The sequence below is a fragment of the Actinacidiphila sp. DG2A-62 genome, from assembly GCF_035825295.1.
GTDB lineage: Bacteria > Actinomycetota > Actinomycetes > Streptomycetales > Streptomycetaceae > Actinacidiphila.
Map to the genome: position 1 here is coordinate 5,240,557 of NZ_JAYMGI010000002.1, position 25,780 is coordinate 5,266,336.

General features: G+C 74.6%; 16 protein-coding genes and 3 pseudogenes. 6 read left to right on the forward strand and 13 right to left on the reverse strand.

Annotated features, from left to right (window positions below; all coding sequences use genetic code 11):
- The first annotated feature begins 3 nt into the window (after positions 1-3).
- Positions 4-1,608 carry an NADH-quinone oxidoreductase subunit M gene (locus VSR01_RS23520; protein WP_326451138.1) on the forward strand — a complete coding sequence of 535 codons (1,605 nt, stop codon included), beginning with the start codon at positions 4-6 and terminating at the stop codon, positions 1,606-1,608.
- Positions 1,605-3,269: an NADH-quinone oxidoreductase subunit NuoN gene (nuoN, locus tag VSR01_RS23525; RefSeq protein ID WP_326451139.1), complete on the forward strand. Its 1,665-nt coding sequence runs from the start codon at positions 1,605-1,607 to the stop codon at positions 3,267-3,269. Before VSR01_RS23520 ends, nuoN begins: the two co-directional genes overlap by 4 nt.
- A 97-nt stretch (positions 3,270-3,366) precedes the next feature.
- Here nuoN and VSR01_RS23530 read toward each other — a convergent pair whose 3' ends face one another.
- From VSR01_RS23530 to egtA, 12 genes and pseudogenes are all read right to left on the reverse strand, one after another.
- Positions 3,367-4,434, reverse strand: coding sequence for a polysaccharide deacetylase family protein (locus VSR01_RS23530; RefSeq protein WP_326451140.1), 1,068 nt, complete (start codon positions 4,432-4,434; stop codon positions 3,367-3,369).
- Between the two features lie 17 nt (positions 4,435-4,451).
- Positions 4,452-5,504 carry a glycoside hydrolase family 11 protein gene (locus VSR01_RS23535; protein ID WP_326451141.1) on the reverse strand — a complete coding sequence of 351 codons (1,053 nt, stop codon included), beginning with the start codon at positions 5,502-5,504 and terminating at the stop codon, positions 4,452-4,454.
- A gap of 351 nt (positions 5,505-5,855) precedes the next feature.
- Positions 5,856-6,350: a hypothetical protein gene (locus tag VSR01_RS23540; protein ID WP_326451142.1), complete on the reverse strand. Its 495-nt coding sequence runs from the start codon at positions 6,348-6,350 to the stop codon at positions 5,856-5,858.
- Positions 6,351-6,567: 217 nt separating this feature from the next.
- Positions 6,568-7,458, reverse strand: coding sequence for a class I SAM-dependent methyltransferase (locus VSR01_RS23545; protein ID WP_326451143.1), 891 nt, complete (start codon positions 7,456-7,458; stop codon positions 6,568-6,570).
- A gap of 138 nt (positions 7,459-7,596) precedes the next feature.
- Positions 7,597-8,727 carry a hypothetical protein gene (locus VSR01_RS23550; RefSeq protein ID WP_326451144.1) on the reverse strand — a complete coding sequence of 377 codons (1,131 nt, stop codon included), beginning with the start codon at positions 8,725-8,727 and terminating at the stop codon, positions 7,597-7,599.
- A complete protein-coding gene (locus VSR01_RS23555) occupies positions 8,724-10,898 on the reverse strand; it encodes a hypothetical protein (protein WP_326451145.1) in 2,175 nt (724 codons plus the stop codon). The genes VSR01_RS23550 and VSR01_RS23555 overlap by 4 nt, the downstream gene beginning before the upstream one ends.
- Before the next feature lie 128 nt (positions 10,899-11,026).
- Positions 11,027-12,532, reverse strand: a complete 1,506-nt coding sequence (locus VSR01_RS23560) for a hypothetical protein (RefSeq protein WP_326451146.1) — start codon at positions 12,530-12,532, stop codon at positions 11,027-11,029.
- 772 nt (positions 12,533-13,304) lie between these two features.
- Positions 13,305-14,003, reverse strand: a complete 699-nt coding sequence (locus VSR01_RS23565; RefSeq protein WP_326451147.1) for a Crp/Fnr family transcriptional regulator — start codon at positions 14,001-14,003, stop codon at positions 13,305-13,307.
- 165 nt (positions 14,004-14,168) lie between these two features.
- Positions 14,169-15,176: an L-histidine N(alpha)-methyltransferase gene (gene egtD / locus VSR01_RS23570; RefSeq protein ID WP_326453778.1), complete on the reverse strand. Its 1,008-nt coding sequence runs from the start codon at positions 15,174-15,176 to the stop codon at positions 14,169-14,171.
- A 99-nt stretch (positions 15,177-15,275) separates the two neighbouring features.
- Positions 15,276-16,025: pseudogene (locus VSR01_RS23575) on the reverse strand (class II glutamine amidotransferase); the annotation flags it as partial.
- A 92-nt stretch (positions 16,026-16,117) separates the two neighbouring features.
- Positions 16,118-17,593, reverse strand: a pseudogene (gene egtB / locus VSR01_RS23580) (ergothioneine biosynthesis protein EgtB); the annotation flags it as partial.
- Positions 17,594-17,802: 209 nt separating this feature from the next.
- Positions 17,803-19,104 carry an ergothioneine biosynthesis glutamate--cysteine ligase EgtA gene (gene egtA / locus VSR01_RS23585; protein WP_326451148.1) on the reverse strand — a complete coding sequence of 434 codons (1,302 nt, stop codon included), beginning with the start codon at positions 19,102-19,104 and terminating at the stop codon, positions 17,803-17,805.
- A 435-nt stretch (positions 19,105-19,539) separates the two neighbouring features.
- Between egtA and VSR01_RS23590 the strand changes: the two are divergent.
- The 4 genes and pseudogenes from VSR01_RS23590 (at position 19,540) to VSR01_RS23605 (ending at position 24,606) form a co-directional block, all read left to right on the forward strand.
- Positions 19,540-20,558, forward strand: a pseudogene (locus VSR01_RS23590) (polyprenyl synthetase family protein).
- Between the two features lie 271 nt (positions 20,559-20,829).
- Positions 20,830-22,224 (forward strand): LolA family protein, encoded by a 1,395-nt coding sequence (locus VSR01_RS23595; protein WP_326451149.1) that lies wholly within the window; start codon positions 20,830-20,832, stop codon positions 22,222-22,224.
- Between the two features lie 176 nt (positions 22,225-22,400).
- Positions 22,401-23,396 (forward strand): ABC transporter ATP-binding protein, encoded by a 996-nt coding sequence (locus tag VSR01_RS23600; RefSeq protein WP_326451150.1) that lies wholly within the window; start codon positions 22,401-22,403, stop codon positions 23,394-23,396.
- A 340-nt stretch (positions 23,397-23,736) separates the two neighbouring features.
- Positions 23,737-24,606 (forward strand): ABC transporter permease, encoded by an 870-nt coding sequence (locus tag VSR01_RS23605; protein WP_326451151.1) that lies wholly within the window; start codon positions 23,737-23,739, stop codon positions 24,604-24,606.
- Here VSR01_RS23605 and rarD read toward each other — a convergent pair.
- Positions 24,543-25,598, reverse strand: a complete 1,056-nt coding sequence (rarD, locus tag VSR01_RS23610) for an EamA family transporter RarD (RefSeq protein WP_326451152.1) — start codon at positions 25,596-25,598, stop codon at positions 24,543-24,545. The two genes, VSR01_RS23605 and rarD, sit on opposite strands and share 64 nt — an antisense overlap.
- Positions 25,599-25,780: the final 182 nt, after the last annotated feature.

A 25,780-nucleotide genomic window follows, 5' to 3' on the forward strand; every position in this document is an offset into this window, starting at 1 on the left:
CCCATGGCTGATTTCCCGATCCTTACGGTGACCGCCGCCGTCCCGGCTGTCGGCGCGGTCGTCACCGCGGCGGTGCCCGCGGCCCGCAGGACCGCCGCCAAGTACACGGCGCTGGTCTTCTCGCTCGCCGTGCTGGTGCTGTCGCTGGTCACGCTGGTCCGCTTCGACACCGGCTCCGGCGCCGCCCGCTACCAGTTCACCGAGTCGCACGCCTGGGTGAAGAGCTTCGGGCTGCGCTACGACCTGGGCGTCGACGGCATCGCGGCGGTGATGGTGGCGCTGACCGCGCTGCTGATCCCGTTCGTGATGCTGGCCGGCTGGCACGACGCCGATCCGCTGGAGGACGCCAACCCCAACCGGCGCTGGCGGCCCACCCAGGGCTTCTTCGCGCTGATCCTGCTGGTCGAGGCGATGGTGGTGCTCTCCTTCGAGGCCACCGACGTCTTCCTCTTCTACATCTTCTTCGAAGCCATGCTGATCCCGATGTACTTCCTCATCGGCGGCTTCGGCGACCGCGCGCACGCCGCGGGCGAGGAGGAGGCGGCCCGCCAGCGGTCGTACGCGGCGGTGAAGTTCCTGCTCTACAACCTGGCCGGCGGTCTGATCATGCTGGCCGCGGTCATCGGGCTGTACGCGGCGACCGCCAAGCAGCTGGGCGCCGGCACCTTCTCGCTGCAGGAGATCCTCCAGGCGCGCGCGTCGGGCAAGCTGCACCTGGAGACCTCCACCGATCGCTGGCTGTTCCTCGGCTTCTTCTTCGCCTTCGCGGTGAAGGCGCCGCTGTGGCCGCTGCACACCTGGCTGCCCAACGCGATGCAGGAGTCCACCGCGCCGGTCGCGGTGCTGATCACCGCGGTGGTCGACAAGGTCGGCACCTTCGCGATGCTGCGCTTCTGCCTCCAGCTGTTCCCCGAGGCGTCCAAGTGGGCCACCCCGACGATCATGATCCTCGCGCTGATCAGCATCCTGTACGGCGCGCTGCTCGCGGTCGGCCAGCGCGACATCAAGCGCCTGATCGCCTACGCGTCGGTGTCGCACTTCGGCTTCATCATCCTGGGCATCTTCGCGATGACCACCCAGGGGCAGTCGGGCGCCACGCTCTACATGGTCAACCACGGCATCTCCACCGCGGCGCTGATGCTGGTGGCCGGCTTCCTGATCACCCGGCGCGGCTCGCGGCTCATCGCGGACTACGGCGGGGTGCAGAAGGTCGCGCCGGTGCTCGCCGGCACCTTCATGGTCGGCGGTCTGGCCACCCTGTCGCTGCCCGGACTCGCGCCCTTCGTCAGCGAGTTCCTGGTGCTGGTCGGCACCTTCAGCCGCTACCCGGTGCTCGGCATCATCGCCACCCTGGGCATCGTGCTGGCCGCGCTGTACGTCCTGGTGCTCTACCAGCGCACCATGACCGGGCCGGTCAAGGCCGGCGTGGAGGGCATCGCCGACCTCAAGGCGCGTGAACTTCTCGTCGTGGCGCCGCTGATCGCGCTGCTGCTCTTCCTCGGCGTGTACCCCAAGCCGGTGACGGACATCGTCAACCCGTCGGTCAAGCACACGCTCTCCGACGTGCACAAGACCGACCCCAAGCCCGCGCTGGAGGCGAAGAAGTGAGCGCATCCGCAGCCGTCCCGGCGGCGTCGTCGGTCCACAGCCTGTGGACGACGGCGGCGCCCGTGGACAAGATCCCGACCCCGCACATCGAGTACGCGCAGCTGTCGCCGGTGCTCATCGTCTTCGGCGCGGCCGCCCTGGGCATCCTGCTGGAGGCGTTCCTGCCGCGCCGCTCGCGCTACACCGCGCAGGTGGCGGTGTCGGTGGTGGGCCTGGCGGCGGCCTTCGCCGCGGTGGTGGCGCTGGCCGAGAAGGGCTACGGCACCACCAAGGCGCACATCGCGGCGATGGGCGCGGTCGCCGTCGACGGGCCCGCGCTGTTCCTCCAGGGCACCATCCTGCTGGTCGGCATCGTCGCGGTGTTCACCTTCGCCGAACGCCGGCTGGACCCCAAGGCGCACGGCAACAACGTCGACTCCTTCGCCGCACAGGGCTCCGCGGTGCCCGGCGGCGACCAGGAGAAGGCCGCGGTCAGGGCCGGCTTCACCACCACCGAGGTCTTCCCGCTGCTGCTCTTCGCGGTCGGCGGCATGCTGATCTTCCCGGCCGCCAACGACCTGCTGACGCTCTTCGTGGCGCTGGAGGTCTTCTCGCTGCCGCTGTACATCCTGTGCGCGCTGGCCCGCCGCAACCGCCTGATGTCCCAGGAGGCGGCGGTCAAGTACTTCCTGCTCGGCGCCTTCTCCTCGGCCTTCCTGCTCTTCGGCATCGCCCTGCTGTACGGCTACGCGGGCACCGTCTCGTACTCCGGCATCTCCTCGGTGATCGACGGCACGGCCACGATGACGCCGGCGCTCGCGGACTCCACCGGCAACGACGCGCTGCTGCTGATCGGCCTCGCGATGGTCGCGGTCGGGCTGCTGTTCAAGGTGGGCGCGGTGCCCTTCCACATGTGGACGCCGGACGTCTACCAGGGCGCGCCGACCCCGGTCACCGGCTTCATGGCCGCCGCGACCAAGGTGGCCGCCTTCGGCGCGCTGCTGCGGCTGCTGTACGTGGTGCTGCCCGGCATGCGCTGGGACTGGCGGCCGGTGATGTGGGGCGTCGCGATCGCCACGATGGTGATCGGCGCGGTGATCGCGGTGACGCAGACCGACGTGAAGCGGCTGCTGGCGTACTCCTCGGTCGCCCACGCGGGCTTCATCCTGGCCGGTGTGATCGCCACCGACAAGAACGGCGTCTCCTCGGTGCTGTTCTACCTGGCCGCGTACTCCTTCGTGACGCTCGGCGCGTTCGCCGTGGTGACGCTGGTGCGCGACGCCGGCGGCGAGGCCACCCACCTGTCGCGCTGGGCCGGCCTCGGTCGGCGCTCGCCGCTGGTGGCCGCGGTCTTCGCGGTGTTCCTGCTGGCCTTCGCCGGCATCCCGCTGACCTCCGGCTTCGCGGGGAAGTTCGCGGTGTTCAAGGCCGCCGCGCAGGGCGGCGCGATGCCGCTGGTGATCGTCGGCGTCATCTCCTCGGCGATCGCGGCGTTCTTCTACATCCGGGTCATCGTGCTGATGTTCTTCAGCGAGCCGAAGGCCGACGGCCCCTCGGTCGCGGTGCCGTCGCCGCTGACGTCCACGGCGATCGCGATCGGCGTCGCCGTCACGGTGGTGCTGGGCCTGGCGCCGCAGTACTTCCTGGACCTGGCGGACAAGGCGGGGGTCTTCGTGCGGTAGCCCCCGCGGGGGTGCTGCCGCGGAACAGCGGTGCGGCGCGGCGGTCCGGATGTCCGGGCCGCCGCGCCGCGTTGTGGGGGAGGCGAAGGGCGTGCGGTCAGCTCGTGGAGCAGCTGACCGTGGGCCACGTCCAGGTGCCGTTGGTCTGGATCGTCACGCCCCAGTTGTTGCCGCTGCCGTTGGGCTTGGCGGTCAGGACCTGTGCGCTGGGCCAACTGGCGTTGATGTTCCAGGTGGCGATGATCTTCTCCGGCGCGGGGACGTTCATGGTGACCGTCCAGGTGGTGGAGCCGGTGACCGCCACGTTGAGGTTGTAGCGGTCGCTCCACTGCTGGCCCGCGGAGAGCGTCGCGGTGCAACTGCCGCCGCTGCCGCCGCCCGTGGTCCCGCCGGTGGTCGTGCCCCCGGTGGTGCTGCCACCGGTGGTCGTGCCGCCGGTCGTCGTGCCCCCGCTCGTGGTCCCGCCGCCCGTGGGGGCGACGGCGCGACCGGTCTGCGGGGAGATCATCCCGGCGCACAGGCCCTTGGCGGCCAGCGTCTGCGCGATGCGCGGAATCGCCGCCAGGGTGTTGGCCGGCCACTCGTGCATCAGGATGATCTGGCCGTTGGTGAGCCGGGAGTTGGCCTGCACGATCGCGTCGGTGCTCGCGCCGTTCCAGTCCTGCGAGTCGACGTCCCAGATGATCTCGGTCAGGCCGTACTTGGCCTCCACCGACTTCAGCGTGCTGTTCGTCTCGCCGTACGGCGGCCGGAACAGCTTGGGCGTGCCCCCGCCGGCGTTCGCTATCGCCTGCTGGGTGTTGCCGACCTCGGAGTCGATCTGGGCCTGGCTCTCCTGGATCAGGTGCGGGTGGGTGTAGCTGTGGTTGCCCACCCACATCCCGGCGTTGATTTCCGCCCGCACCTGCGCCGGGTACGAGGCCGCGTACTGGCCCTCGTTGAACATCGTCGCGCGCAGGCCGTTCTGCTGCAGCGCGCTGAGGATCGCCGGGGTGTGGTCGTTCGACGGGCCGTCGTCGAACGTCAACCCGACATAGCCGTTGCAGCTCGCCGCCTGCGACACGGTGGCGTTCGCGCCGACGGCCAAGGCGCCCGCCACGGCCGCGGCCGCGGCGGCCAGCCCCGCGACCAGCATGCGCAGCCCGCGGTGGTTTCGAGTCCGCATGAGGGGTCCCCCTCCTCTCAGCTCGTGGTGCAGGAGACGGAGGGCCAGGTCCAGGTGCCGTTGGTCTGGATGGTGACGCCCCAGTTGTTGCCGCTGCCGTTGGGCTTGGCGGTCAGGACCTGGGCGCTGGGCCAGGAGGCGTTGATGTTCCAGGTGGCGATCATCTTCTCGGGCGACGGCAGGGTCATCGTCACGGTCCACGAGTTGGAGCCGGAGACCGAGACGTTGAGGTTGTAGCGGTCGCTCCACTGGTCGCCGGCCGACAGCGTCGCGGTGCAGCCGCTGCCGCCTCCGCCGGTCGTGCCGCCGGTGGTGGTCCCGCCGGTGGTGCTGCCGCCGGTCGTGCTGCCGCCGGTGGTGCCGCCGCCGCTGCTGCCGAGGGTGATGTTGGAGTTGCCGCTGGACTGGTAGCCCTCGGTGGCGAGGATCTCGTAGTTGAAGGTGCCGAGGTTCATGCCGTGGCTGGCCCAGGCGTTGAAGTGGTTGGCGACGGATATCGTGCCGCCGGTCCGCTTGGACTGCCGGACGCTCCAGTACTGGTTGAACGTCGCGGTGCCGATGATGGAAGGCGCGTTGTAGCGGGTGGTCTCGTAGATGTCGTACGTGCCGCCGTCGCTGGTGACGGTGCCCTTGTAGGTGCCGGTGGGCCGGTACGTGCCGTAGTTGTCGACGATGTAGTACTCGACCAGCGGGCTGGTGGTCCACCCGTAGAGCGACAGGTACGCGTTGCCCGACGGGTTGAACGAGCCGGAGTACGTCACCGGGTTGCGCGACCCGGTGCTCCAGCCCTTGCCGGCCACGAAGTTGCCGACGTTGCTCCAGTTGGTGCTGTAGTTGCCGCCGGAGCCGAGGTTCATCGACACCGACCCGCCGCCGTCGGTCCAGAACGAGTAGAAGTACCCGTTGTTGTTGCCGGTGCCGGAGGTGGTGATGACGGTGTCGGCGTTGGCGGTGCCCGGCAGGATCATCGCCGCGACCGCGACCAGCACGGTGGCGCAGATCCCGCTGAGCAGCAGCCGCAGCCTGCCGAGCCCCGCCCGCCGGTGCGGACGTGCGGATACGTCGTTCATGTGCGTGCTTCCTCCTGGTGTGTGGGGGTGATGTGGGGGTGTGTGGGGGAGTGGGACGCCCCAGGGAGCACCGGTCAGTGTTGGTCTGCCCATGACGGGTGTCAACAGTTTCGGCACGATTATCGAAAGCTTCGACTCCGGTGTGGGCGTGGTGAGTTGACGTCTCCGCATGTCAGCGTGGTAACGCGCGTAGTGGAGCGCCATGCCCCGCGAAGGCATCGGGGACGTGGGTCACCGGTCGACGCTCGCCGTGTCGAAACTTTCGAAAACTTTTCGGCGCGATGCGGCGGCGGTGGGCGGCGGCGTCGGGTCGCGCCGGCGGCCGGGCCGGGACGCCCCCGGCCGGGCCGGTCAGTCGACGACGAACGGCGTGGGCTTCGGGGCCAGCTCGAGCTGTGCCTGGATGAACGCCTTGCTCATGAACTGCAGCACCGGCCGCGGCCCCGGGTGGCTGCTGCTGACCCGGGCGCGGAGGAGGTCGCCGTCGTCCTCGGTGTCCGCGATGTGGATCAGGTAGTCCTCGCCGGCTGCGGCGGAGGCGTCCTCGGGCAGCAGCCGGAGCATCGCGGGACTGTCCGCGTCGACGATCGCGTTGCGGCGCATCGACGCGATGGTGGAGGTGATGTCGCCGCGGTGCATCAACCAGACGTCCACGGTGTCGCGGTCGGCGGTCACATGGCTGCTCCAGCCGGCCGGGAGGCGACCGGAGACGTCGCGCTGTATCCGGTCGGTGTCGGCGCGCGGGCGGCCCGCGTCGCCGCCGCCGAGGAGGACGACGACCGTCGTCGCCGCGGCCCCCACCACGACGACCGCGCCGGCGAGGGCGACGGACCTGGCTCTCCTCATGAGCGCGAGCATATGCCCCGGACGCTTCCACGTCCCGACCCCTACGTGACAACCCCCGACCCGGGGTCGGCGGCCGGCGACCCGTTGCCCACGCCCCGCGACCGGCGGCCGGCGATCCTCGTCCGCGGCTGCCCTTTACGCCGACCCCCGCAGCGGCTGCCCGGTTCGCCGACCCCGGCGGGGCCGACCGGTCGACCGACCCCGCCGGGCCGACCGGCTAGCGGACCTCGGCCGAGGCGAGCAGCGCGCGGTGGGGGAGTGCGAGCAGGCCGTCGGGGCGGCGGAACTCCGCGGCCAGCGCCTCGTAGTGCGCGTGTATCTCGGCGATCACCTCCGGGGGCTGGGCCACGACGGTCTGGCCGACCGAAGCGATTCCCGCGGCCGGGCCCGACCACCACACGTCCGCGTCCACGACGTGGTCCCAGGCCAGCGACCGCGTCCGCGCGCCCGGCAGCCCCGCCGCGGCGAACAGCGCCGCCAACCCCGCCTCGGTGCGCGGGAAGTCCTCCTCGGCGTCCACCTCCGGCACCGACGCCGGGCGCTCGACCCCGGCGGCCTGGACCGCGCGGCCCAGCAGCGCCTGGCCGGGCGCGTGCGGCGCGGACCACACGGTGAGCGCTATCCGGCCGCCCGGCGCGGTCACCCGGCGCAGCTCCGCCAGCGCGGCGGCCGGGCGGCCCACGTGGTTGAGCACGAAGTTGGCGACCACCGCGTCGAACGCACCGTCCGGGAACGGCAGATCGGGCAGCAGCGCATGCCGTACCTCGGCCTCCGGCACCGACCGCGCGGCCCGCGCGACCATGGACGGCTCGGCGTCCACGGCCGTCACCCGCGCGCCCCGCGCCACCGCCGCCGCGGCGACCGTGCCGGGGCCGGTTCCCACGTCCAGCACGCGTATCCCGGCGGTCCCCTCGGCCCGCACGTCCGAACCCGCGCCCGCCCGTACGTCCGCCGCGTCCAGCAGGTACGGCACCGCGTACCGGCACAGCTCCGCGAAACTCCCGGCGTACGCCTCCGCGCGCCCCTTCCACGCGCGCCGCTCGAACGCGTCGAACGCGTTCACGTCCCCCGCGCCCGCCGTACCGACCGCACCGCCCGTCGCCTTCATGATGTCCCCGCCCCTCGTGCCGTTCTCACAAGGAGCAACTTCCGGTCACACCGGCCGGTTCCCGCGTGGCGCGCAGGTCACCCGTCCGGAGCGGCGCAGCCCGGACCTCGCAGCACGGACCCGCGGCTCAGGGCGGGTTTACGCCTCTGCCGCGTCCCCCCGCTGCGCCGGTCCGTCCGTGTCCCGTTCCGGCTCCGGGGGCGGCGTCGGAGTCGCCGTGTCCGTCGGAGCCGCCGGCACGGCTGGAGGCTGGGGCGGGAGCGGTGGCGCGTCGGCCGGAGACGGCGGCGGGATTAGCCCGACCGCCGGCTGCGGCAGCCCGTTGTCGAACACGCCCTTGCTCACCGTCCGCGCGAAGTCGATGAGCATCTGCACCTGCCCCTCGACCTGGTGCCGCTGCACGACGCCCTTGTCGATCAGCCGGCTCAGATACTCCAGCGCGCCCTGCCGCTGCTCCTTCGCCTCCGCCTGGAGCGCGCCGAAGACCTCCGCGGCGCGCGACGGGTCCTGCGCCAGCAGCACCGCGTACTGCTCCGCCTCACCCGCCTCGATCAGCCGCCGCGCGTCCGCCAGATTCGCCTGCAGCCGCGCGGCGTTGGCGCGGTCCGCGGCCGACTGGACCGTCGCGGTGTGCTGCACCTGGAGCATCCGCTGGTTGTGGTCGGACGCGGCGCGGCCGAGGTCGATGCGGACGAAGACCTGGGTGATCAGGCCGATGTCCGTGCCGAAGGGCGACCAGTTGCCGCCCGACAGCACCGCCTGGATCGCCTCGTCCGCGGCCTGCGCGCCGTCCAGGCCGTGCCGGCGGGTGATCGACCGCAGCCGCGCCAGCAGCGGCGGACGCAGCATCTTCTCCACGTCCACCACCCGCTTCTCGGCGACCAGATGGAAGTCGGCGACCTCCCAGTTGACGTCCACCGCGCAGGTGAAGTCCGCCTGGTCGCCGAGCGTCGGCAACTGCATCTCGAACGACGCCTGGTGCCGGCCGCGCGCGATGTGGCACACCGACGTCGGCTTGCCGAACACCGGCTTGCCGTGGTGCTGCGCGCCGCGCACGGTGATCACGCTGTAGCCGCCGTTGCGGTAGAAGACCACCGACGCGATCTGCGCGCCGTGGTGCTTGTAACCGCCCTGCGGCACGAACTCCTTCAGGAACGGCCCCTGGAGCTGGTGGGGGAGCTCCACGTCCTGCGGGGCCTTCGCCCAGGGCCCCGCCGCTGCCTGCGGCTGCTGCCAGCCCCCCTGCCGCTGCCACCCGTTGTTGCTCATCGTGTCCCTGCTCTCTCTATCGCCTGCCGCAGGCGGTGGGTCTGCTCCTGCCCCAGCGGGGCGTCGGGGTCGTCGGACAGTTCCTTCAGCAGCGACAGCAGCCGCTGCCGGTCGTCGGGGCCGAACACCAGCAGCGGGAGGAAGGACGTGACCTGCTCCTCCCACGGCTTGCCGCGGCAGCCGCGCAGCCAGCCGGTGAGCGCTTCGAGCGCCGGCTCGTACGAGCGGCTGGTGTTCAGCGCGGTCCACAGTAACCCGGCGATCTCCCGGGCCCGTTCGGGATGCGCCGCGCACAGGGCGAGCGCCAGCGGCCAGGAGCCGAGGCCGTCCAGTTCGGGTGCCGGGTTCCACACGTCGTCGGTGAGGAAGTCGCACAGCGTCAACGTCGCGACCAGGCCCAGGTCCTGGTGCTCGCGCCGGTTGTCGCCCAGCCAGCCGCGGATGCGGGCCAGCGGCTCGCGCGAGGAGCTGAAACCGGCCAGGTGCACCACGCTCTCCGCGGCGACCGCGCGCAGCCTGCCCTCCTCCCAGGTGCCGATCCGGCCGAGCCGGCCCAGCGCCTCGGACACGGTCGTCGTGGCCGTGCCGCGGGCGAGCACCGCGGCCGCCGTCCAGCGCAGGTCGGCGTCGGCGCTCTCGTCCCACGACGTGACCACCGCCCGCAGCGCGGCGCCCACTTGGGGGTCGCCGAGCACCGACTCCAGCGCGGTCGCCACGAACAGCCCGCGCCTGGCCTGTTCGGCCTCGGCCATCGGCGTGAGCAGCTCGCTGAGGGTGTACACGCAGTCGTGCCGGCACAGCTCGCCGGAGGCGACCGCGGCCCTGGTCCACACGTCGGGGCGCGGGTCCTGGCACAGCGAGTCCAGCCAACGCAGCACCGGGCCGCGCATGTTGTGGTGGTGCTCCCACACGTACGCCAGCAGCGCGGGCGCCAGGCCCTCGCCGCCGAACCTGACCGTGCGCACCGGGATGTCCTCGCCGCTGACCAGCGGTTGCGGCCGCACCTCGGTGACCGCGCGGGTCGAGGCGAGCCGGGCCTCCAGCCCGTCGCCGAGCAGCGGCCGGCCGATCACCCGCTCCGGCTCGGCGGTCACCGCCAGCTCCCACGCGAGCAACTCCGCCGCCTCCGCGACGGTGTTGAACGAGCCGCGGCCGAAGACGGCCATCGCGATGCGGTACGCCGCGTCGCGCAGCACGGGCAGCGTCTCGGCCGCGCCGCCGCCGAACCACTGGTGGATCTGGGCGGCCGGGAAGCCGCGGCACTCCGCGACGAGCCGGTCCTCGGTGAGCACGCCGGTCGCGCAGTTCGCGACCAGCACGGCGAACCGCGCGGCCTCCGCCGGCAGCAGGCGGTCCAGGCCGAGCGCCGCGCGCACCGACGGCCGGCCGGCCAGCTCCAGCGCGGTGGCCCCCAACGCCTCGGCCCGCTCACCGAGTTCGGCCGCCAGATGGGAGGCCAGGACCGCGTCCGCGGCGGCCGGCTCGTGCAGCCGGTGGTAACGGCTCGGGCCCGGCGCCGCTTCGCCGGGCCGCCCCGCGACCCCGGCCCGGCCCGGGTCGGGCACGGTGAGCAGCACCGCGTACGAGTCGCGCCCGGCCAGGGTCCGCGACAGCCGGTCCAGATGGAGTTCGTCGGGCAGTCCGGCGGCGGCCGGCTCCAGTGCGTAGCCGTGCCGCTCGGCCACCGCGCCGTCGCCGTCGAGGGCGGCCAGGTCGGTGTGCGGGTCGAGCCGCGAGACCGCGCCGCGGGCCATGTCGTCCAGCAGCGACAGCGCGGTGAACATCCGCCCGGTGCCCGGCTGCCCCGACAGCACCAGCAACCGGTCGGCCGCCAACTGGGCCTTGAGCGCGGCGTATCCCGGCGGCTCCGCGAACCGGTCGCGCAGCCTGCGCAGTTCGTCCTCCGGCAGCGGCCCGGCCAGCAGCCGCTGCTGCCGGCCGAACGGACTGCTGTCGCCGAACTGGAAGTTGACCGAGCCGATCTCGCCGCCGATGTACGTGCTCGCGTCGTGCAGCGAGAACGCGGCGCGCGACTCGCGGGCGATGCGGGCCGCGCCGCCGCCCGCGTCCGTCCGGCCGTCCTTCGCGCCGGGTTCGCCCGCCGGAGCCGCCGAACAGGCCCTCGGCGGCCTGGGGTTCGGCCGGCTGCTGACCCTGGTCGGGGCGCCCATGCGCGCCGCCCGCGGGGTTGGCGCTGCCCGCGCCCCGCCGGCCGGTGCGCCGGGACCCCGCCCGCCCGCGGGACCGCCCGCGCCGCCCGCCGGCGCCGCGGGCCCCGCGCCTGCCGCGCCCTCACCGCTCACGAGGCGCCGCCCCGGGGACGGTCCTGCGGGCGGTCCTGCGGGCGGTCCTGGGCACGGTCCTGGGCACGGTCCTGGGCACGGTCCTGGGGGTCGTCGTGCGGGTCGCGCCGCGGGTCGTGCGGGTCGCGCCACGGGTCGTCGTGCGCGCCGCGCCCCGAGGCGCCGCCGTCCCGCGAACGCCCCTGCGACGGCTGGTCGGACGCGCCGCCGCCCTGCCGGTTGTCGAAGGTGAGGTCGCCGAACTGGCCCTGGAGGACCTGGCCGGAGCCGTGATGGGTGACCGGGCCGAAGTGGAAACCGGGGCGGTCCGTACGGTCCGCGCGGCCTTCGCCGTGATCGCGGCCCGTACGGTCGGCCGGTCCGTGCGGGCCGGGTGCGCGCCCCGGCCCCGGCCGCGGCGTCCGGTGCGCGTCCGCCGGGTCCGTGCCGTGCACGGGCCACCGCTCCCCCGCGCCGTGCGGCGCGGAATCCGCGTCGTCCCCCGATGCCGCGGATCCCCCTCCCTCGGGGAGCGGCGGCGCCGTGCGTCCCGCCACCATGAACCAGGGCCGCTGCGGGCCCTCTTGGAGCGAGACGTCGAAGGGGCGGTAGTGGCCGGACTCGATCCACCGACCGCCGTGCCGGATGACGTCCTGGTAGAGCCGGTCGCTCACGGCGACCAGCAGCGGCGCTCCGGGCGCCGCGTCCAACACCGCTTTCGCCTCGGCACAGTTGCCGATCCGGCAGGCCAGGTCGACCGCGCCGCCGGAGAAACCGTGCGCGTCGGTGCGGAACGGGCCGACCGCGAGCCCGGCGCGCAGCCGCAGCGGCCGCCGCAACTCCCGGTTGACCGCCCGCAGGTTCTGATGGAGGTACTCCGTCCACTCGCCGGCCACGCGGGCCGCGACGCGCGGGCGTACCACCGCGATGATGCCGTCGCCGCGGTCCTCCTGGACCAGCCGCGCCCCGGCGATCCTCGCCTGCTCGAAGGCGAGTTCGGCGACCCGGTAGATCCGCTCGCGCAGCGCCGGGCGGTCGGGGTCGGGCAGTCCGCTGGACCCCTGCGCGTCCAGGCTGATCACGATCCCGTAGTCCGCGTCCTGCTCGGCGCCGAGCCCCGTGGCGGGTCCGAACCCCGCCTCCGCCGCGCCCGGCCCGAAGCCCGGCCCCGCGCCGGGCCCGTACGCCGCCTCCGCCGGGGGTCGGAGCGCTGCCTCCGCGCCTGGCCCGAACCCCGGCCCCGCGCCGGGCCCGTAGGCCGCCTCGATCCCCGCGCCGGGCCCGCACGCCACCTCGATCCCCGCGCCGGACCGCGGGTCCGGCACGGCCTCGCGGCCCCATCCCAGGGCCGCGTCGAAGACCGCCGCGCGCCGCCCCGCCCCGCGCGCGCCCAGGTCCGGCCGGCGGCCGGCCGCGCGCCCCGGCACGAGGTCCGCGGTGTGCCGCCCGCCGTCGGCCGCGGTGCGCGAGGGCGCGTCGTCGGTCGTACCCGGGGCCGCGTCGCCGGAGGCGTGCCGGGGCACAGTCCCCGGCGCCGGCCCGGCGCCTGCCCCGCCGTGTGCCCCGGCGTACGGCCGACGACGTCCCCCGACGCGTCCGGAGCCGGGCCCCCACCCGGCTCCGGACCCCCGACGGCCCCCTGCTCCGCCGGGCGTTCCACCCCCTTGTCCCCGCGACCCCCGTCGTCCCCCTGGCTCCCGTGTCCCGCCTCTTGCCCAGCCGACCGCTCCCGGGGTCGTTCCCCCGGTCGTTCCCCCGGCCGTTCCGGTGACTGTCCCGGTGACCGTTCCCCCGGCCGCTCCGCCCCGCCCGCGCCGTGCGCCTCGCCGTGCATCCCGCCGCCTCGCTGCCTCTCGCCGTGCTTCGCGCCCGCCGTGCGCGGCGCCGCCGCCCGCTTCCCGTACGGGGCCGGTACGTGCGACTGTCCTCCGGGCCGCGGCGTCGCGCTGTAGCCGTTTACACAGCGGCAGTCGGCGGTGGCGGCGTGCCCGGACGCCCCGGCGCGACCGGCCCGCGCCGCCCCGGGCAGCACGGTCCGACCGGCGGAACGGGTCCGACGGGAGACCAAGTCTGACGGACCGTCAGGAGATTCGTGCGACTTTCCGCGAACTTCCGCGCATCGGGACCTATCTGTGCTCCGGCGCGGCCCCCCGGGGGAGCCCGCGGCCACCGCTCCCGGAGCCCGCGCCGGCGCTCGACCGCCGGGCCCACGCCACCGGTCGAGTCGCCCCAGACGCCCAGACGCCCAGACGCCCGGCCGCCCAGCCGTCCAAGTCGCCGGCGCCGCCCGGCTGCTCAGCCGCCCTTCGCGCCGTCCGGCCCGCCGCCCAGCAGCCGCAGCGGCTCCAGGTCGGCGATGGTGATGGACTTGGGCGCGGTGGCGACCAGGCCCTCCTCGCGCAGCAGCCGCAGCGCCTTGGCGACGGCCTCGCGCGTAGCTCCGACCGCGGCGGCCAGGTCGCTCTGCGACAGCGGCAGCCGGATCGCCACCGAGCCGCCGCCCTCGCGCCGCCCGGTGCGGTCGGCCAGTTCCACCAGGCGGGCGGCGAGCCGCTGCAGGACCGTCGCCGAGGCCAGCGCGCGGCGCTCGTCGTCGGCGCTGCGCAGCCGCTCGATCAGCTGCGACATCACCAGCCCGGTGGCGTACGGCCGGGCGGCGAGGAAGTGCCGGAACCGCTCGCCCGGCACCACCGCGGAGGTCACGGGACCGAGCGCGGTGACCGAGGCGCTGCGCGGGCGCCCGTCCAACGCGGCCATCTCGCCGACGAGTTCGCCGCCCTGGCGGAGCGCGAGGATCAGCGGGCCGCGGTCGGTGGAGCGCTGCACCGCGCACCAGCCGGACAGGACGACCACGACGAAGGTGCTCGTGTCGCCCTCGGCGATCAGCGTCGCGCCGGCCTCGTACGAGCGCCGGACGCCGAGTCCCACCAGGGCCTGCCGGTCGGCGGCCCCCAGCTTCTCCAGGAGGACCCTGCGGTCCCCGAACAACCCCATACCGCACTCCGCCCGGCTGACAGGGGCGCTCAGCTTAGCCCCGGCGCGCCCGGGCGCTCAGCCGAACGGAACGACTGCTCCGCGGCCCGCGCGCCATGGTGGTGCGGGCATGCCGCCGCCCCTCCGGAAGGAGCGTGACCGGAGGGACGGCGGCGACGGGACGGGCTAGATGGGCACCACGAGCAGCAGCGCGAAGCGGCGGGCCGTGTCGGTCCACCAGTGGCGGACGGTGAAGCCGCCGGCCTTCAGCTCCGCGGTGAGCGACTCGCGGCGGAACTTGCAGGACAGTTCGGTGCGCAGGTCCTCGCCCTCGGCGAAGTCGACCGACAGGTCGAGGTCGGGGATCTTGACGGTCTGTGCGCGGCGCGCCCGCAGGTGCATCTCGATCCGCTCCTGCTCGGTGTTCCAGACCGCGACGTGGTCGTACGCGTCGGGGTCGAAGTCCGCGCCCAGTTCGCGGTTGAGCACGTGCAGCACGTTCTTGTCGAACTCCGCGGTCACGCCGGCCGCGTCGTCGTACGCGCGCACCAGCACTTCCGGCTCCTTGACCAGGTCCGCGCCGAGCAGCAGGACGTCGTCGCTGGTCAACTCCAGTGCCAGCATGCGGTAGAAGGCCGCGCGCTGGCTCTGGTCGAAGTTGCCGATGGTGCTGCCGAGGAAGGCGAGCAGCCGCGGGCCCGGTTCGTCGGACAGCGCGAGGCCGCCCTCGAAGTCGGCGACCGTGGCGGTCACCCGCAGGTCCGGGTAGTCGCGGCAGATCGCCCGGCCCGCCTCCTCCAGCGCCGCCGCGCTGACGTCCAGCGGGGCGTACCGGCGCAGGGTGCCGCCGGCGGTCAGCGCGTCGAGCAGCAGCCGGGTCTTGCGGGAGGAGCCGGAGCCCAGCTCGATCAGCGTGGCGGCCCGGGTGAGCTGGGCGATCTCCGGGGCGCGGCGCTCCAGGATCTCCTGCTCGGCGCGCGTCGGGTAGTACTCCGGCAGCCGGGTGATCTGCTCGAACAGGTCGCTGCCGCGCTTGTCGTAGAACCACTTGGGCGGCAGCGTGCGCGGCCTGCCGCCCAGCCCGCGCCGCACGTCGGCGTGCAGCGTGGTGCTGAAGTAGTCCGCGGGCAGCCGGTCGTCGAGGCTGAAACGGTCCTCTGCCGGGGTCGAGGTGGTCTGGCGGCTGTCGTCCATGAGGGTGCTGTCCTTGCCGTCGGCGCCGCGCGGGGTGCGCAGCGGGATGATCCGGACCCCCGCCGTGGTGGCGAGCAGCAGCGAGCGGTCGGGGACCTCGCACCAGTCCCCGGGCGCGTCGTCGGGCTCGGACGCCACGACGACGGAGGCCCTGCCCGTGCCCTCGTCCGCGACGCGGTACCAGAGGGTGTCCCCCCACGCGGTGGCCGCTATCGTGCGGCCGTCGGTGAGCAGCAGGTTCAGGCGCGCGGCCGGGCGTGCCGCGGCGACCTCGCGGACCACCGCGGCCAGCGCGCCGCCCGGCGACTCGCCCTGCCGCAGCCGCCGCGCGGTCATCGCCCACAGCAGCGCGGAGTCGCTGCGGGACTCCAGGCCGAGCAGCTCCGCCGACGTCAGCGGCGTCGGCAGCCGGGTCCAGTCGGCCACCGCGCCGTTGTGGCTGAACAGCCAGCGGCCGTCGCGGAACGGCGCCGCCGCCGACTCGTCCTGCGTGGTGCCCGCGGTGGCCGAGCGGACCGCCGCGAGGACCGCGCCGCTGCGCACGCTGCGGGCCAGCTCAGCGGCGTTGGCGTCGGCCCAGATCGGCAGCGCGCGGCGGTAGCGGGCAGGCACCGCGAACCCGGGGTCGCCGTCGGCCTCGCCCCCGCCGTCCGCCGCCGTACGGGCCCCGGGCGGCTGCTCGTCCGGCGCCTCCAACGGGTACCAGCCGAAGCCGAACCCGTCCGCGTTGACCGTCCCGTACCGCTGCCTGCGCGGCTGCCAGGACTGCTCGTACAGCCCGCGCGGCGGCTCGGTCAGCAGCCGGGCCAGCGTCACCGGCGGGCCGAGGTAGGCCAGGTGACGGCACATCAGGCCCCCTCCCGCGCGGCCGCGGAGGCGGCGCCGCTCGCCGCGCCGTCCGCCGCTCCGTTCGCTGTGCCGCCCGGTGCGCCGTCCGCCGTGTCACCCGGTGCGGCGTCGCGCGCGGTGCGGAAACCGGAGAAGATCTGCCGGCGTATCGGGTAGTCCCAGTTGCGGAAGGTGCCCCGGCACACCACCGGGTCGACGCCGAACGCGCCGCCGCGCAGCACCTTGTACTCCGGCCCGAAGAACACCTCCGAGTACTCCTTGTAGGGGAACGCCTCGAACCCCGGGTAGGGCGCGAAGTCCGAGGACGTCCACTCCCACACGTCGCCGATCAGCTGGCGGGCGCCGCTGGGGGCCGCGCCCCGCGGGTAGCTGCCGGCCGGCGCCGGGCGCAGGTGGCGCTGGCCGAGGTTGGCGTGCTCGGGGCCGGGGTCGGCGTCGCCCCACGGGTAGCGGCGGGTGCGGCCGGTCGCGGGGTCGTGGCGGGCGGCCTTCTCCCACTCGGCCTCGGTCGGCAGCCGGCGGCCGGCCCAGCGGGCGTACGCGTCCGCCTCGTACCAACACACGTGCAGCACCGGCTCGTCCGGCGGCACCGGTTCGATGTGTCCGAAGCGGCGGCGCACCCAGCCGCCGCCGGCGCCGGACCCGCCGCCGCCCTCGCCGTCGCGCAACCAGAACAGCGGGGCCTGCAGGCCGGCCTCCTGGACGTGCCGCCACCCCTCGGGCGTCCACCACGCCGGGTCGCGGTAGCCGCCCGCCTCGATGAACTCCTGGTAGGCGGCGTTGGTCACCGGCACGGTGTCCAGCCAGAACGCGGCGACGTCCACGGTGTGCGCCGGGCGTTCGTTGTCCAGCGCCCAGGCCTCGCTGTCGGTGCCCATGGTGAAGGGGCCGCCGGGCACGAGGACTTCGCGCGGCAGATCGGCGGCGTCCGCGGGGGCGGGCGGCGGCTCCGGGGCCTCCAGCACCGGCGGGCCCTGCCGCAACTGGTGGGTGGCGAGCATGGTCTCGTCGTGCTGCTGCTCGTGCTGGGCGAGCATGCCGAAGACGAAGCCGCCGGCGAGCAGCCGGTCGTGGCGCGGGGCCAGGTCCGCGCCGAACGCGGACGCCAGGGGCGGTGCGAACGGGCCGGCGCCGGTGCTGTCCCCGGCGTCGGCAGCGGGCTCGGTCCCAGCACCCGGCTCGGGCTCGGTCCCGGCACCCGGCTCGGTCCCGGCTCCCGGCTCGGTCCCGGCGTCGCGCGGCCCGCTCAGCGTGCGCAGTGCTTCGTCCAGCACCTCGTGCGTCTGCTCGCGCACCGCCGCCACGTACGCCCGCGCCTCCTCGGGGCCGAGCAGCGGCAGCGCGGGGCGGTCGGCGCGCGGGTGCTGGAACGCGTCATAGAGGTGGTCGAGGTCCGGGCGCAGCCCGGGGCGCCCGCCCGCCTCCCGGACCAGCCACAGCTCCTCCTGGTTGCCGATGTGGGCCAGGTCCCACACCAGGGGGGACATCAGCGGGGAGTGCTGGGCGACGAGGTCCTCCTCGGTGACCGCGTCGGTGAGCGCGAGGGTGCGGCGCCGGGCGCGCTCCAGCGCGGCGCGGGCCGCGCCGACCGGGTCGTTTCCGGGGCCGCCGTCGGCCGCGGCGCCGGGAGACAGGGTCCCCGGGTCAGAAGAGGCGGAAGGGGTGGAAGAGGCGGAAGGGGTGGAAGGGGTCGATGGGGCGAAGGGGGCTGGAGTTGCGGTGTCTCGGGCAGTGTTCCGGCTCGTACGTGGGTTGGTCACGAGATGCCTTCCAGGGGTCAGGCGCGGCTGAGCGCGTCCAACTGGTCGTGGGCGGGACATCGGCCCCGGTCCGGATAGCGCTCGGCGAAGGCCGACAGGGCCGCGCGCAGCGGCGCGGGCGCGTGGGCGCGGGCGAGCGCGCTCTCGGCCGCGGCGAAGCAGGCGCGGGCGGCCCGCCCCAGCTCCGGGTCGGCCAGGCCGTCCCGGCTGGCGCGCGCCCAGACCTCCTCGGCCGGCAGGGGCGCTCCCGCGCACAGCGGCTCGGTGGCCGCGCGGGCGGCGTCGGCGGCCAGCGGATCGTCGAGCAGGGTCGCGGCCAGCACGGTCGGCACGATCCAGCCGTCGCCGTCCTGCGCGTCGATCATCCGCAGCTCCAGCCACCCGCGGGGGCGCACCGGCGGGAAGAGCGTGCTCAGGTGGTAGTCGAGGTCGGCCGTCGTCGGCCGGCGGAGCCCTGGGTGGGCGCCGCGCAGCCAGCCGCGGAAGGTCAGCCCCGGCGGCGCCGACCAGTCCCCGCCGCCTCCCGGGCCGGTGCCGCCGGCGTCCGCGTCGGTGTCCCGTATGCACAGCACCCGCGCGTCCAGGGCGTACCGCGTCCAGGCCGCGCGGGGCTCGGCGTGGTGGCGGGGATGGCGGGTGCGGCCGGGGTCCATCCGCGCCCAGGTCGCCTGCCGGGTGGACAGCCACCCGGTGGGACGGCCGCTGCGGAAGGGGGAGTTGGCGAACGCGGCGACCAGGACCGGGCCGATCCGGTGGGCCAGTTCCCAGCGGGCGCGGTAGCCGCCGGCTCCGTCGCCCTCCTCGCCGCTGTCGAGGTTGATCTGCAGGGAGGCGGTGCGCCGCATCATCGTGCGGCCCCAGGGGCCCTCGCGGTCGAAGAAGCTCTCCATCGCCCGGTAACGGGGGTGGTCGAGCACCCGGGGCGGTTCCCTGAGCGGGTCCAGGCCCTTGCCGACCAGGACGAGTCCCGCCTCGTCCAGGGCCTGCCGCGCGGCGGCGAGGTCCGCGGCCATCGCCTCGACGCATGCGCCGAGGCCGCGGGCGGGCGGGGAACTCAGCTCCACCTGTCCGCCCGGCTCACGGGTGAGCCTGCTGCCCCTGGGAAGTGCTCCCGGGGCCTCGACCGGCGCGAGGGCCGCGTCCAGCCGGTCGACCGATATCAGTGCACGGGGGTCGGAGCGCTCCTGGACCAGCCACTCCAGCTCCACGCCGGTCCGCTCGGGCGGACCCGTCTTGAAGCAGACGCCGTGCACATGGGCTTCGGCGTCCTCCTCCGTGAGGTCGTCGAGGTCGTCGCGGCCTACCGGATGCGCTGTCATGGTCCACCTCCTCTCTCATGGGTCGGGCACAGGGTTTTCTGCTCCCGAAGCGAGGACATGTCACCTTTGGGTGGTGCTGCCGCGAGTGTAAGCGGCCCCGCTGCGGGAGCGTCTTACGTAATGATGAACCGCTCCTCGGTCAAGTATTCGAAATCGGCCCTTCATTCCCTGTGGACGTCCGGCGGCCGGATCGAGATCCTCGCGTCCGGATTTGTCACCCTTTTGAGTGAGGCAAACCTCCTCAATCGCCGTAATCAGGGTGATACGGGCGGTGGCCGCGCTCGGCTCGGCACGGCTGCCACGGGCTGGGCCATGCCCCGGCGGTGATCCACTGCCGACCGGCTACGCTGCCGGTAGGGGCAGTACCCGCTGCGCCGGAGCACGGACCGAGCACGGATTCCGCCATAAGCCAGATCAGCGACAGGAGTACCCCTCGTGACCGTCGTCGGGCCCTTCGGGTCGAGCGTGTGGGACGAGGCCCTCGAGGCCGACATCCAGGCCGGACTCGCGGCCGTGGAGGAAGGCCTGCTGGAGGCCACCAAGAGCGACGTGCCATTCATCACCGACGCGGCCCGGCACCTGCTGCAGGCGGGGGCAAGCGCTTCCGGCCGATGCTGGTGATGCTCGGCGCCCAGTTCGGCGATCCGCACGCTCCCGGCGTGGTGCCCGCCGCCGTGGTCATCGAGCTGACCCACCTGGCCACGCTCTACCACGACGACGTGATGGACGAGGCGGACGTGCGCCGCGGCGTGCCCAGCGCCAACAGCCGCTGGGGCAATTCGGTGGCCGTGCTGACCGGCGACTTCCTCTTCTCCCGCGCGTCCCACCTGCTGGCCGACCTCGGCCCCGAGGCGGTCCGCATCCAGGCCGAGGCGTTCGAGCGGCTGGTCACCGGCCAGATCATGGAGACCGTCGGCCCGCAGGCCGGCCGCGACCCGCTCGACCACTATCTGGAGGTCATCTCCGGCAAGACCAGCGCGCTGTTCGCGGTCTCCGGGCGCTTCGGCGCGATGATGGCCGGCGCCGACGAGTCGGTGGTGAACGTGCTCACCCAGTACGGCGAGCGGATCGGCATGGCCTTCCAACTGGCCGACGACGTGCTGGACATCGCCAGCGACAGCCACGAGTCCGGCAAGACCCCCGGCACCGACCTGCGCGAGGGCATCCCGACGCTGCCGGTGCTGCACGTGCGCAAATGGCACGCCGAGGGCCGCGGCGGCGACACCGCGGCCGACCGCAGGCTCAACGAACTGCTCGACGGCGACCTCACCGACGACGCGCTGCACGCCGAGGCGCTGGAACTGCTGCGCGCCCACCCGGCGCTGGAGGCGGCCCGGCGGGACACCGTCCGCTTCGCCGACGAGGCCCGCGCCGCCCTCGCCCCGCTGCCGGACGGCCCGGCGAAGTACGCGCTGGCCGGGATGTGCGAGACGGTCGTCCACCGGGCCGGCTGACCCCGTCACCGGGCCGGCTGACCCCGCCGGACCGCCCCCGGGGGCGGCTCCCCGGGGCCGAACCCCTAGGGGTCTGCGCCCTGGCGGGTACGGGTCGGGGTCGCGTCATACCGCGGGAGTACGCACGGTTGCATCCGGCGGCTGATGTGCCGCGCCGGCGGTTTTGCTGTGATGGATACGCCACTTCACGGCGGACCGGGCGACAATGGGCCCGGGGGAGTGGACGAGTGCGCAGCAGACCGACCGCCGCGACGACGGAGGTAGACAAGCAATGGCACCGATCCAACCGGCTCAGCCGGACCAGCCGGCTCAGCCGGACCAGCCGGGTCAGCCGGACCGAGCGGACCTGTCGGCGCCGTACGCCGATCACGAGCCGGCCGACGCCGCGACGCGGCGACGACGCAAGGCGGCGCGGTACGCCGTGCCCGTCGCGGTGGCGGGCGTGGCCGCGGCGACCATCAGCTTGGTGCCCGCGCTCGCCGACAGCGGCGACCCCTCGCTGCCCTCGATCACCGCGGAGCAGTTGCTGACGAAGATCGCCGCGTCCGACACCCAGACCGTGGACGGCACGGTGAAGGTCACCACCGACCTCGGCCTGCCCTCGGCCCTGTCCGGGGGTTCGGCGGCCGGCCTGTTCGGGGGCGCGGGGGCCTCCGACAGCGCGCCCGGCGGCCGGGGCGAGGGCGGCTCGGCCGCGGCGCCGCAGGCCAAGCTCACCGAACTGCTCGCCGGCACCCACACGCTGCACGTGGCCGCCGACGGCCAGGACCGGCAGAAGCTCTCGCTGATCGAGCCGGCCGCCGAGTACAGCGTGATCCACAACGGCACACAGGTGTGGGCCTACGACAGCAAGTCCGGCGACGTCTACCACCAGACCCTGCCGGCCGACGCCCGCCACCCGGGCGAGGACGGCGCCTCGCCCGGCTCCGGCGACCTCGGCGGGGTCCCGGCGACCCCGCAGGAAGCCGCCCGGCAACTGCTCAAGGCGGCCGACGGCACCGCCTCGTTCACCGTCGACGGCACGGCCCGGGTCGCCGGCCACAGCGCCTACGAACTGCTGGTCACCCCGCAGCACGCGACCACCACGACGGTCGGCTCGATACGGATCGCGGTCGACTCCAAGACCGGGGTGCCGCTAAAGTTCACGCTCGCGCCCAAGGGCGGCGGCAAGGCGGTCTTCGACATCGGCTTCACCAAGGTCGGCTTCGGCAAGCCGGCGGCCTCGACCTTCGACTTCACCCCGCCCAAGGGGTCCAAGGTCACCGAGGGCGGCACCGCGCACAGCGGCGGCGCTCAGGACCGGCCGTGGTCCGGCGGCGACCGGCGGGCCGCGGACGGCGCTGCCGGCCGGCCGACCGTGCTGGGCAAGGGCTGGGACTCCATAGCCGTCATCAGCTCGCCGGGCGGCGCGCTCGACAAGACCGGCAAGTCGGGTCCGGGCGGCGCGGGCGGCCTCTTCGGTGGCTCCCGCGACCACGGGAAGGACGGCGGTGACGCCCAGTCGCTGCTGAACAGCTTCGGCAAGCAGGTCAGCGGCGCGTTCGGCAGCGGCACGGTGTTCCACACCCGGCTGGTCAACGCCCTGCTCACCGACAAGGGCACGCTCTACGTCGGCGCGGTCACCCAGAGCGCGCTCACCGACGCGGCGAACGCGGCGGCGAAGTAGGAAGCCGGAAGTGGGAGGCCGAAGGCGGGAAGCGGGAGCCGGAGGCCGGACGTGGTGAGGGTCGGGCGCGGAGAGAGGACGGAGGTGCGGAGACGGACGCGGACGGGACGGGCGGCGCGGGGACGGGCTCGGCGCGCGGCGGGATCGCCTCGGGTGGCCCGCATGGCGCGGACGCGGTGGGCAGCGGGGACGCCGGGGACGGCGCGGTGGTGATCGAGACCCGGGGGCTGGCCAAGCGGTACCGCGGGACCCTCGCGGTGGACGGGCTGGACCTGCGGGTGCCGCGCGGCAGCGTCTTCGGTTTCCTCGGGCCGAACGGCTCGGGCAAGACCACCACCATCCGGATGCTGATGGGGCTGATCGCGCCGACCGCGGGCAGCGCCCGGGTGCTGGGCCGGCCGATGCCCCGCGCCTCCCGCAGCGTGCTGCCGAAGGTCGGCGCCCTGATCGAGGGCCCCGCGCTCTACGGGTTCCTGTCCGGCCGGGACAATCTGCTGCGGTTCGACGCGGCCGACCCCACCGCCGATCCGCGCACCCGGTCCGTCCGGGTCGGCGCGGCCCTGGACCGGGTGGGGCTCGCCGCGGCGGCGGGCAAGAAGGCCAAGGCGTACTCGCTGGGCATGAAGCAGCGGCTCGGGCTGGCCGCCGCGCTGCTCCAGCCGCGCGAACTGCTGGTGCTGGACGAGCCGACCAACGGGCTGGACCCGCAGGGCATGCGGGAGATCCGCGGGCTGGTGCGGGAGTTGGCGGCGGACGGCACCACCGTCTTCCTCTCCTCGCACCTGCTGGACGAGATCGAGCAGGTCTGCACGCACGCGGCGGTGATGGCGCGCGGCCGGCTGCTCACCCAGGGACCGGTCGCCGAACTGGCCGCGGGCACCCGTGGCAGGCTTGCGGTCACCACGCCCGATCCGGGGCGGGCGGCCGAGGTCCTCGCCGCGCACGGCGTCACGGGTCTGGCCACGGACCCGGGCGCCGGGGCGGGCGCGGGTCCGGCCGGCGCGAGCCCCCGGGTCACCGGCGACCTGCCGGCCGACCCGCCCGACCTGGCCGAGCTGAACGCGGCGCTGGTCCGCGCGGGAGTGCGGGTGCGCGGCTTCGGCGTCGAACGCGCCTCGCTGGAGGACGCGTTCGTGGCCCTGACCGGAGAGGGTTTCGATGTCGCGGGCTGAACCAGGAGCCGACGTCCCGACCCCCGAGCACGGCGGCCCCACCCCGCCCCCGCCCGCCCCGGCGCCGAACGGCACGCCCCGCCCGGCCGCCCCGCCGCCGAACGGCACCCCCCGCCCGGCCGCCCCGGCGCCGGCCGCTCCCGCGTCCGCGAGCGGCGCCGACGCGCCCCGCCCGGCCGCGCCCGTCTCCCCGTCCCCGGCGTCCCCGGCCGCGCCGGCGTCCCCGGCCGACGCGCCCCGCCCGGCCGCCCCCGCCTCCGCATCCCCGGCGTCTCCGGCAGCGGCGGCGTCCCCGGCCGCCTCCGCGTCTCCGGCGGCTCCCGCCGAGCCGGTCGCCTCCGTGCCGCCGGCAGGGGCCTCGCGGGGGCCGCGGTGGAGCTGGTCGTGGGGGCTGTTCCGGTCGGAGCTGGTCACGGTGTTCCGGCGGTGGCGGACGCTCGCGCTGTTCCTGGTGCTGGCGGGCGTGCCGCTGCTGGTCGGCATCGCGGTGAAGATCGAGACGCGGGACGGCGGCTCCGCGGGGCGCGGCGACGGGAACGGCCCGGCGTTCATCGAACAGGTCAGCAACAACGGCCTGTTCCTGACCTTCGCCGCCCTGGCCGCGACGCTGCCGTTCTTCCTGCCGATGGCGGTCGGTGTGGTGGCCGGCGACGCGGTCGCGGGGGAGGCCGGCGGCGGCACGCTGCGCTATCTGCTGGTCGCGCCGGCAGGCCGGACCCGGCTGCTGCTGGTGAAGTACGCCTCGGTGCTGGTGTTCTGCGTGGCGGCCACGCTCGTGGTCGCGGTGTCGGGGCTGGCGGTGGGGTTCGCGCTGTTCCCGGTCGGGGACGTCACGACGCTGTCCGGCACCACGATCGGCCTGTCCCAGGGCATGCTGCGGGCGCTGCTGATCGCACTGCTGGTGGCGGCCTCGCTGGTGGGCATCGCCGCGCTGGGGCTGTTCGTCTCCACGCTCACCGACAGCGGGATCGGCGCGATGGCGACGACCGTCGGACTGCTGATCACCGTGCAGATCGTCGACACGATCCCGCAGCTGCACGCCGTGCAGCCGTATCTGTTCCCGCACTACTGGCTGAGCTTCGCCGACGTCCTGCGCGCGCCCGTCCAGTGGGACGGCATCGTGCGGAACCTCGGCCTGCAGGCGCTCTACGCCGCGGTGTTCGGCTCCGCCGCCTGGTCCCGCTTCACCACCCGCGACGTCACCGCCTGACCGGCGGCCGTCCCGCCCGCCACCGTCCCGTTCCCCGCCGCGCCGCCGGACACGCCCGCCGCGCCCGCGACCCCCGCCGCCGTGGCCGCCGCGGCCGCCGCCGCGAGGGCCGCGCGTCCGCGCCGGGCCGCCCGCAGCGCGTCGGCGGTCAGCACCACGAGCGCCGCCCACACCATCAGGAAGCCGGCCCAGCGCTCGGCCGGCATCTTCTCGTGAAAGTGCAGCACACCCAGCAGGAACTGGATCACCGGCGTGAGGTACTGCGCCAGGCCGATCGTGGACAGCGGCAGCCGGTTCGCCGCCATGCCGAAGCACACCAGTGGCAGCGCGGTGATCAGCCCGCTGACGGCGATCAGCGAGGCGTGCCCGGCGCCGTGCGAGGCGAAGGTGGAGTCGCCGCGCGCGCCCAGCACCATCAGGAAGACGAAGGCCGGCACGAACTGCACCGACGCCTCCGCGCCCAGCGACTCCAGCCCGCCCAGCGCGATCTTCTTCTTCACCAGCCCGTAGAGCCCGAAGGAGAACGCCAGGGTCAGCGCGATCCACGGCAGCCGCCCGTAGCCCACGGTGAGCACCGCGACCGCGAGCACCCCGATGCCGACCGCCGCCCACTGCGCCGGACGCAGCCGCTCGTGCAGCACCACCACGCCCAGCGCGATGGTGACCAGCGGGTTGATGAAGTAGCCGAGCGCGGACTCCACGACGTGCCCGGAGTTGACGCCCCAGATGTACATGCCCCAGTTGACCGATATCAGCGCCGCGGCCAGCGCCACCAGCGCGAGCCGCCGCGGCTGCCGGACCAGCTCGGCCAGCCACGCCCAGCGCCGCACCACCAGCAGCGCCACCGCGACGACCACGAGCGACCACACCATCCGGTGCGCCAGGATCTCCATCGCGCCGGCCGGCTCCAAAAGCGGCCAGTACAGCGGGAAGAGCCCCCACATCCCGTAGGCCGCGAAGCCGTACGCCAGTCCAGCCCGCTGCTCGCTCATCGGCCCGTTCCCTCCGTGCGCCCGTCCCGGGCAACGACGGTAGCGGTCACGGGGCCGGGCTGCCAGGTCCGTATCACGGTACGGTCATGACAGCCCGGGTGCGGACGACGGCCGGAAGCCGCCCGCGGGAGCCGGACCCCGGGCCCGGCGCACTCCGCACCCCCACCCGGCGCCGGCCCCGG

What these genes read in the sequence shown, in the direction of transcription:
- VSR01_RS23545 (WP_326451143.1), bottom strand. Translation starts at nt 7,458, where the DNA reads ATGAAGGCGACGGGCGGTGCGGTCGGTACGGCGGGCGCGGGGGACGTG.
- VSR01_RS23565 (WP_326451147.1), bottom strand. Translation starts at nt 14,003, where the DNA reads ATGGGGTTGTTCGGGGACCGCAGGGTCCTCCTGGAGAAGCTGGGGGCC.
- VSR01_RS23550 (WP_326451144.1), bottom strand. Translation starts at nt 8,727, where the DNA reads ATGAGCAACAACGGGTGGCAGCGGCAGGGGGGCTGGCAGCAGCCGCAG.
- VSR01_RS23520 (WP_326451138.1), top strand. Translation starts at nt 4, where the DNA reads ATGGCTGATTTCCCGATCCTTACGGTGACCGCCGCCGTCCCGGCTGTC.
- rarD (WP_326451152.1), bottom strand. Translation starts at nt 25,598, where the DNA reads ATGAGCGAGCAGCGGGCTGGACTGGCGTACGGCTTCGCGGCCTACGGG.
- egtD (WP_326453778.1), bottom strand. Translation starts at nt 15,176, where the DNA reads ATGGACGACAGCCGCCAGACCACCTCGACCCCGGCAGAGGACCGTTTC.
- VSR01_RS23535 (WP_326451141.1), bottom strand. Translation starts at nt 5,504, where the DNA reads ATGAACGACGTATCCGCACGTCCGCACCGGCGGGCGGGGCTCGGCAGG.
- VSR01_RS23530 (WP_326451140.1), bottom strand. Translation starts at nt 4,434, where the DNA reads ATGCGGACTCGAAACCACCGCGGGCTGCGCATGCTGGTCGCGGGGCTG.
- VSR01_RS23595 (WP_326451149.1), top strand. Translation starts at nt 20,830, where the DNA reads ATGGCACCGATCCAACCGGCTCAGCCGGACCAGCCGGCTCAGCCGGAC.
- VSR01_RS23555 (WP_326451145.1), bottom strand. Translation starts at nt 10,898, where the DNA reads ATGGGCGCCCCGACCAGGGTCAGCAGCCGGCCGAACCCCAGGCCGCCG.
- VSR01_RS23540 (WP_326451142.1), bottom strand. Translation starts at nt 6,350, where the DNA reads ATGAGGAGAGCCAGGTCCGTCGCCCTCGCCGGCGCGGTCGTCGTGGTG.
- egtA (WP_326451148.1), bottom strand. Translation starts at nt 19,104, where the DNA reads ATGACAGCGCATCCGGTAGGCCGCGACGACCTCGACGACCTCACGGAG.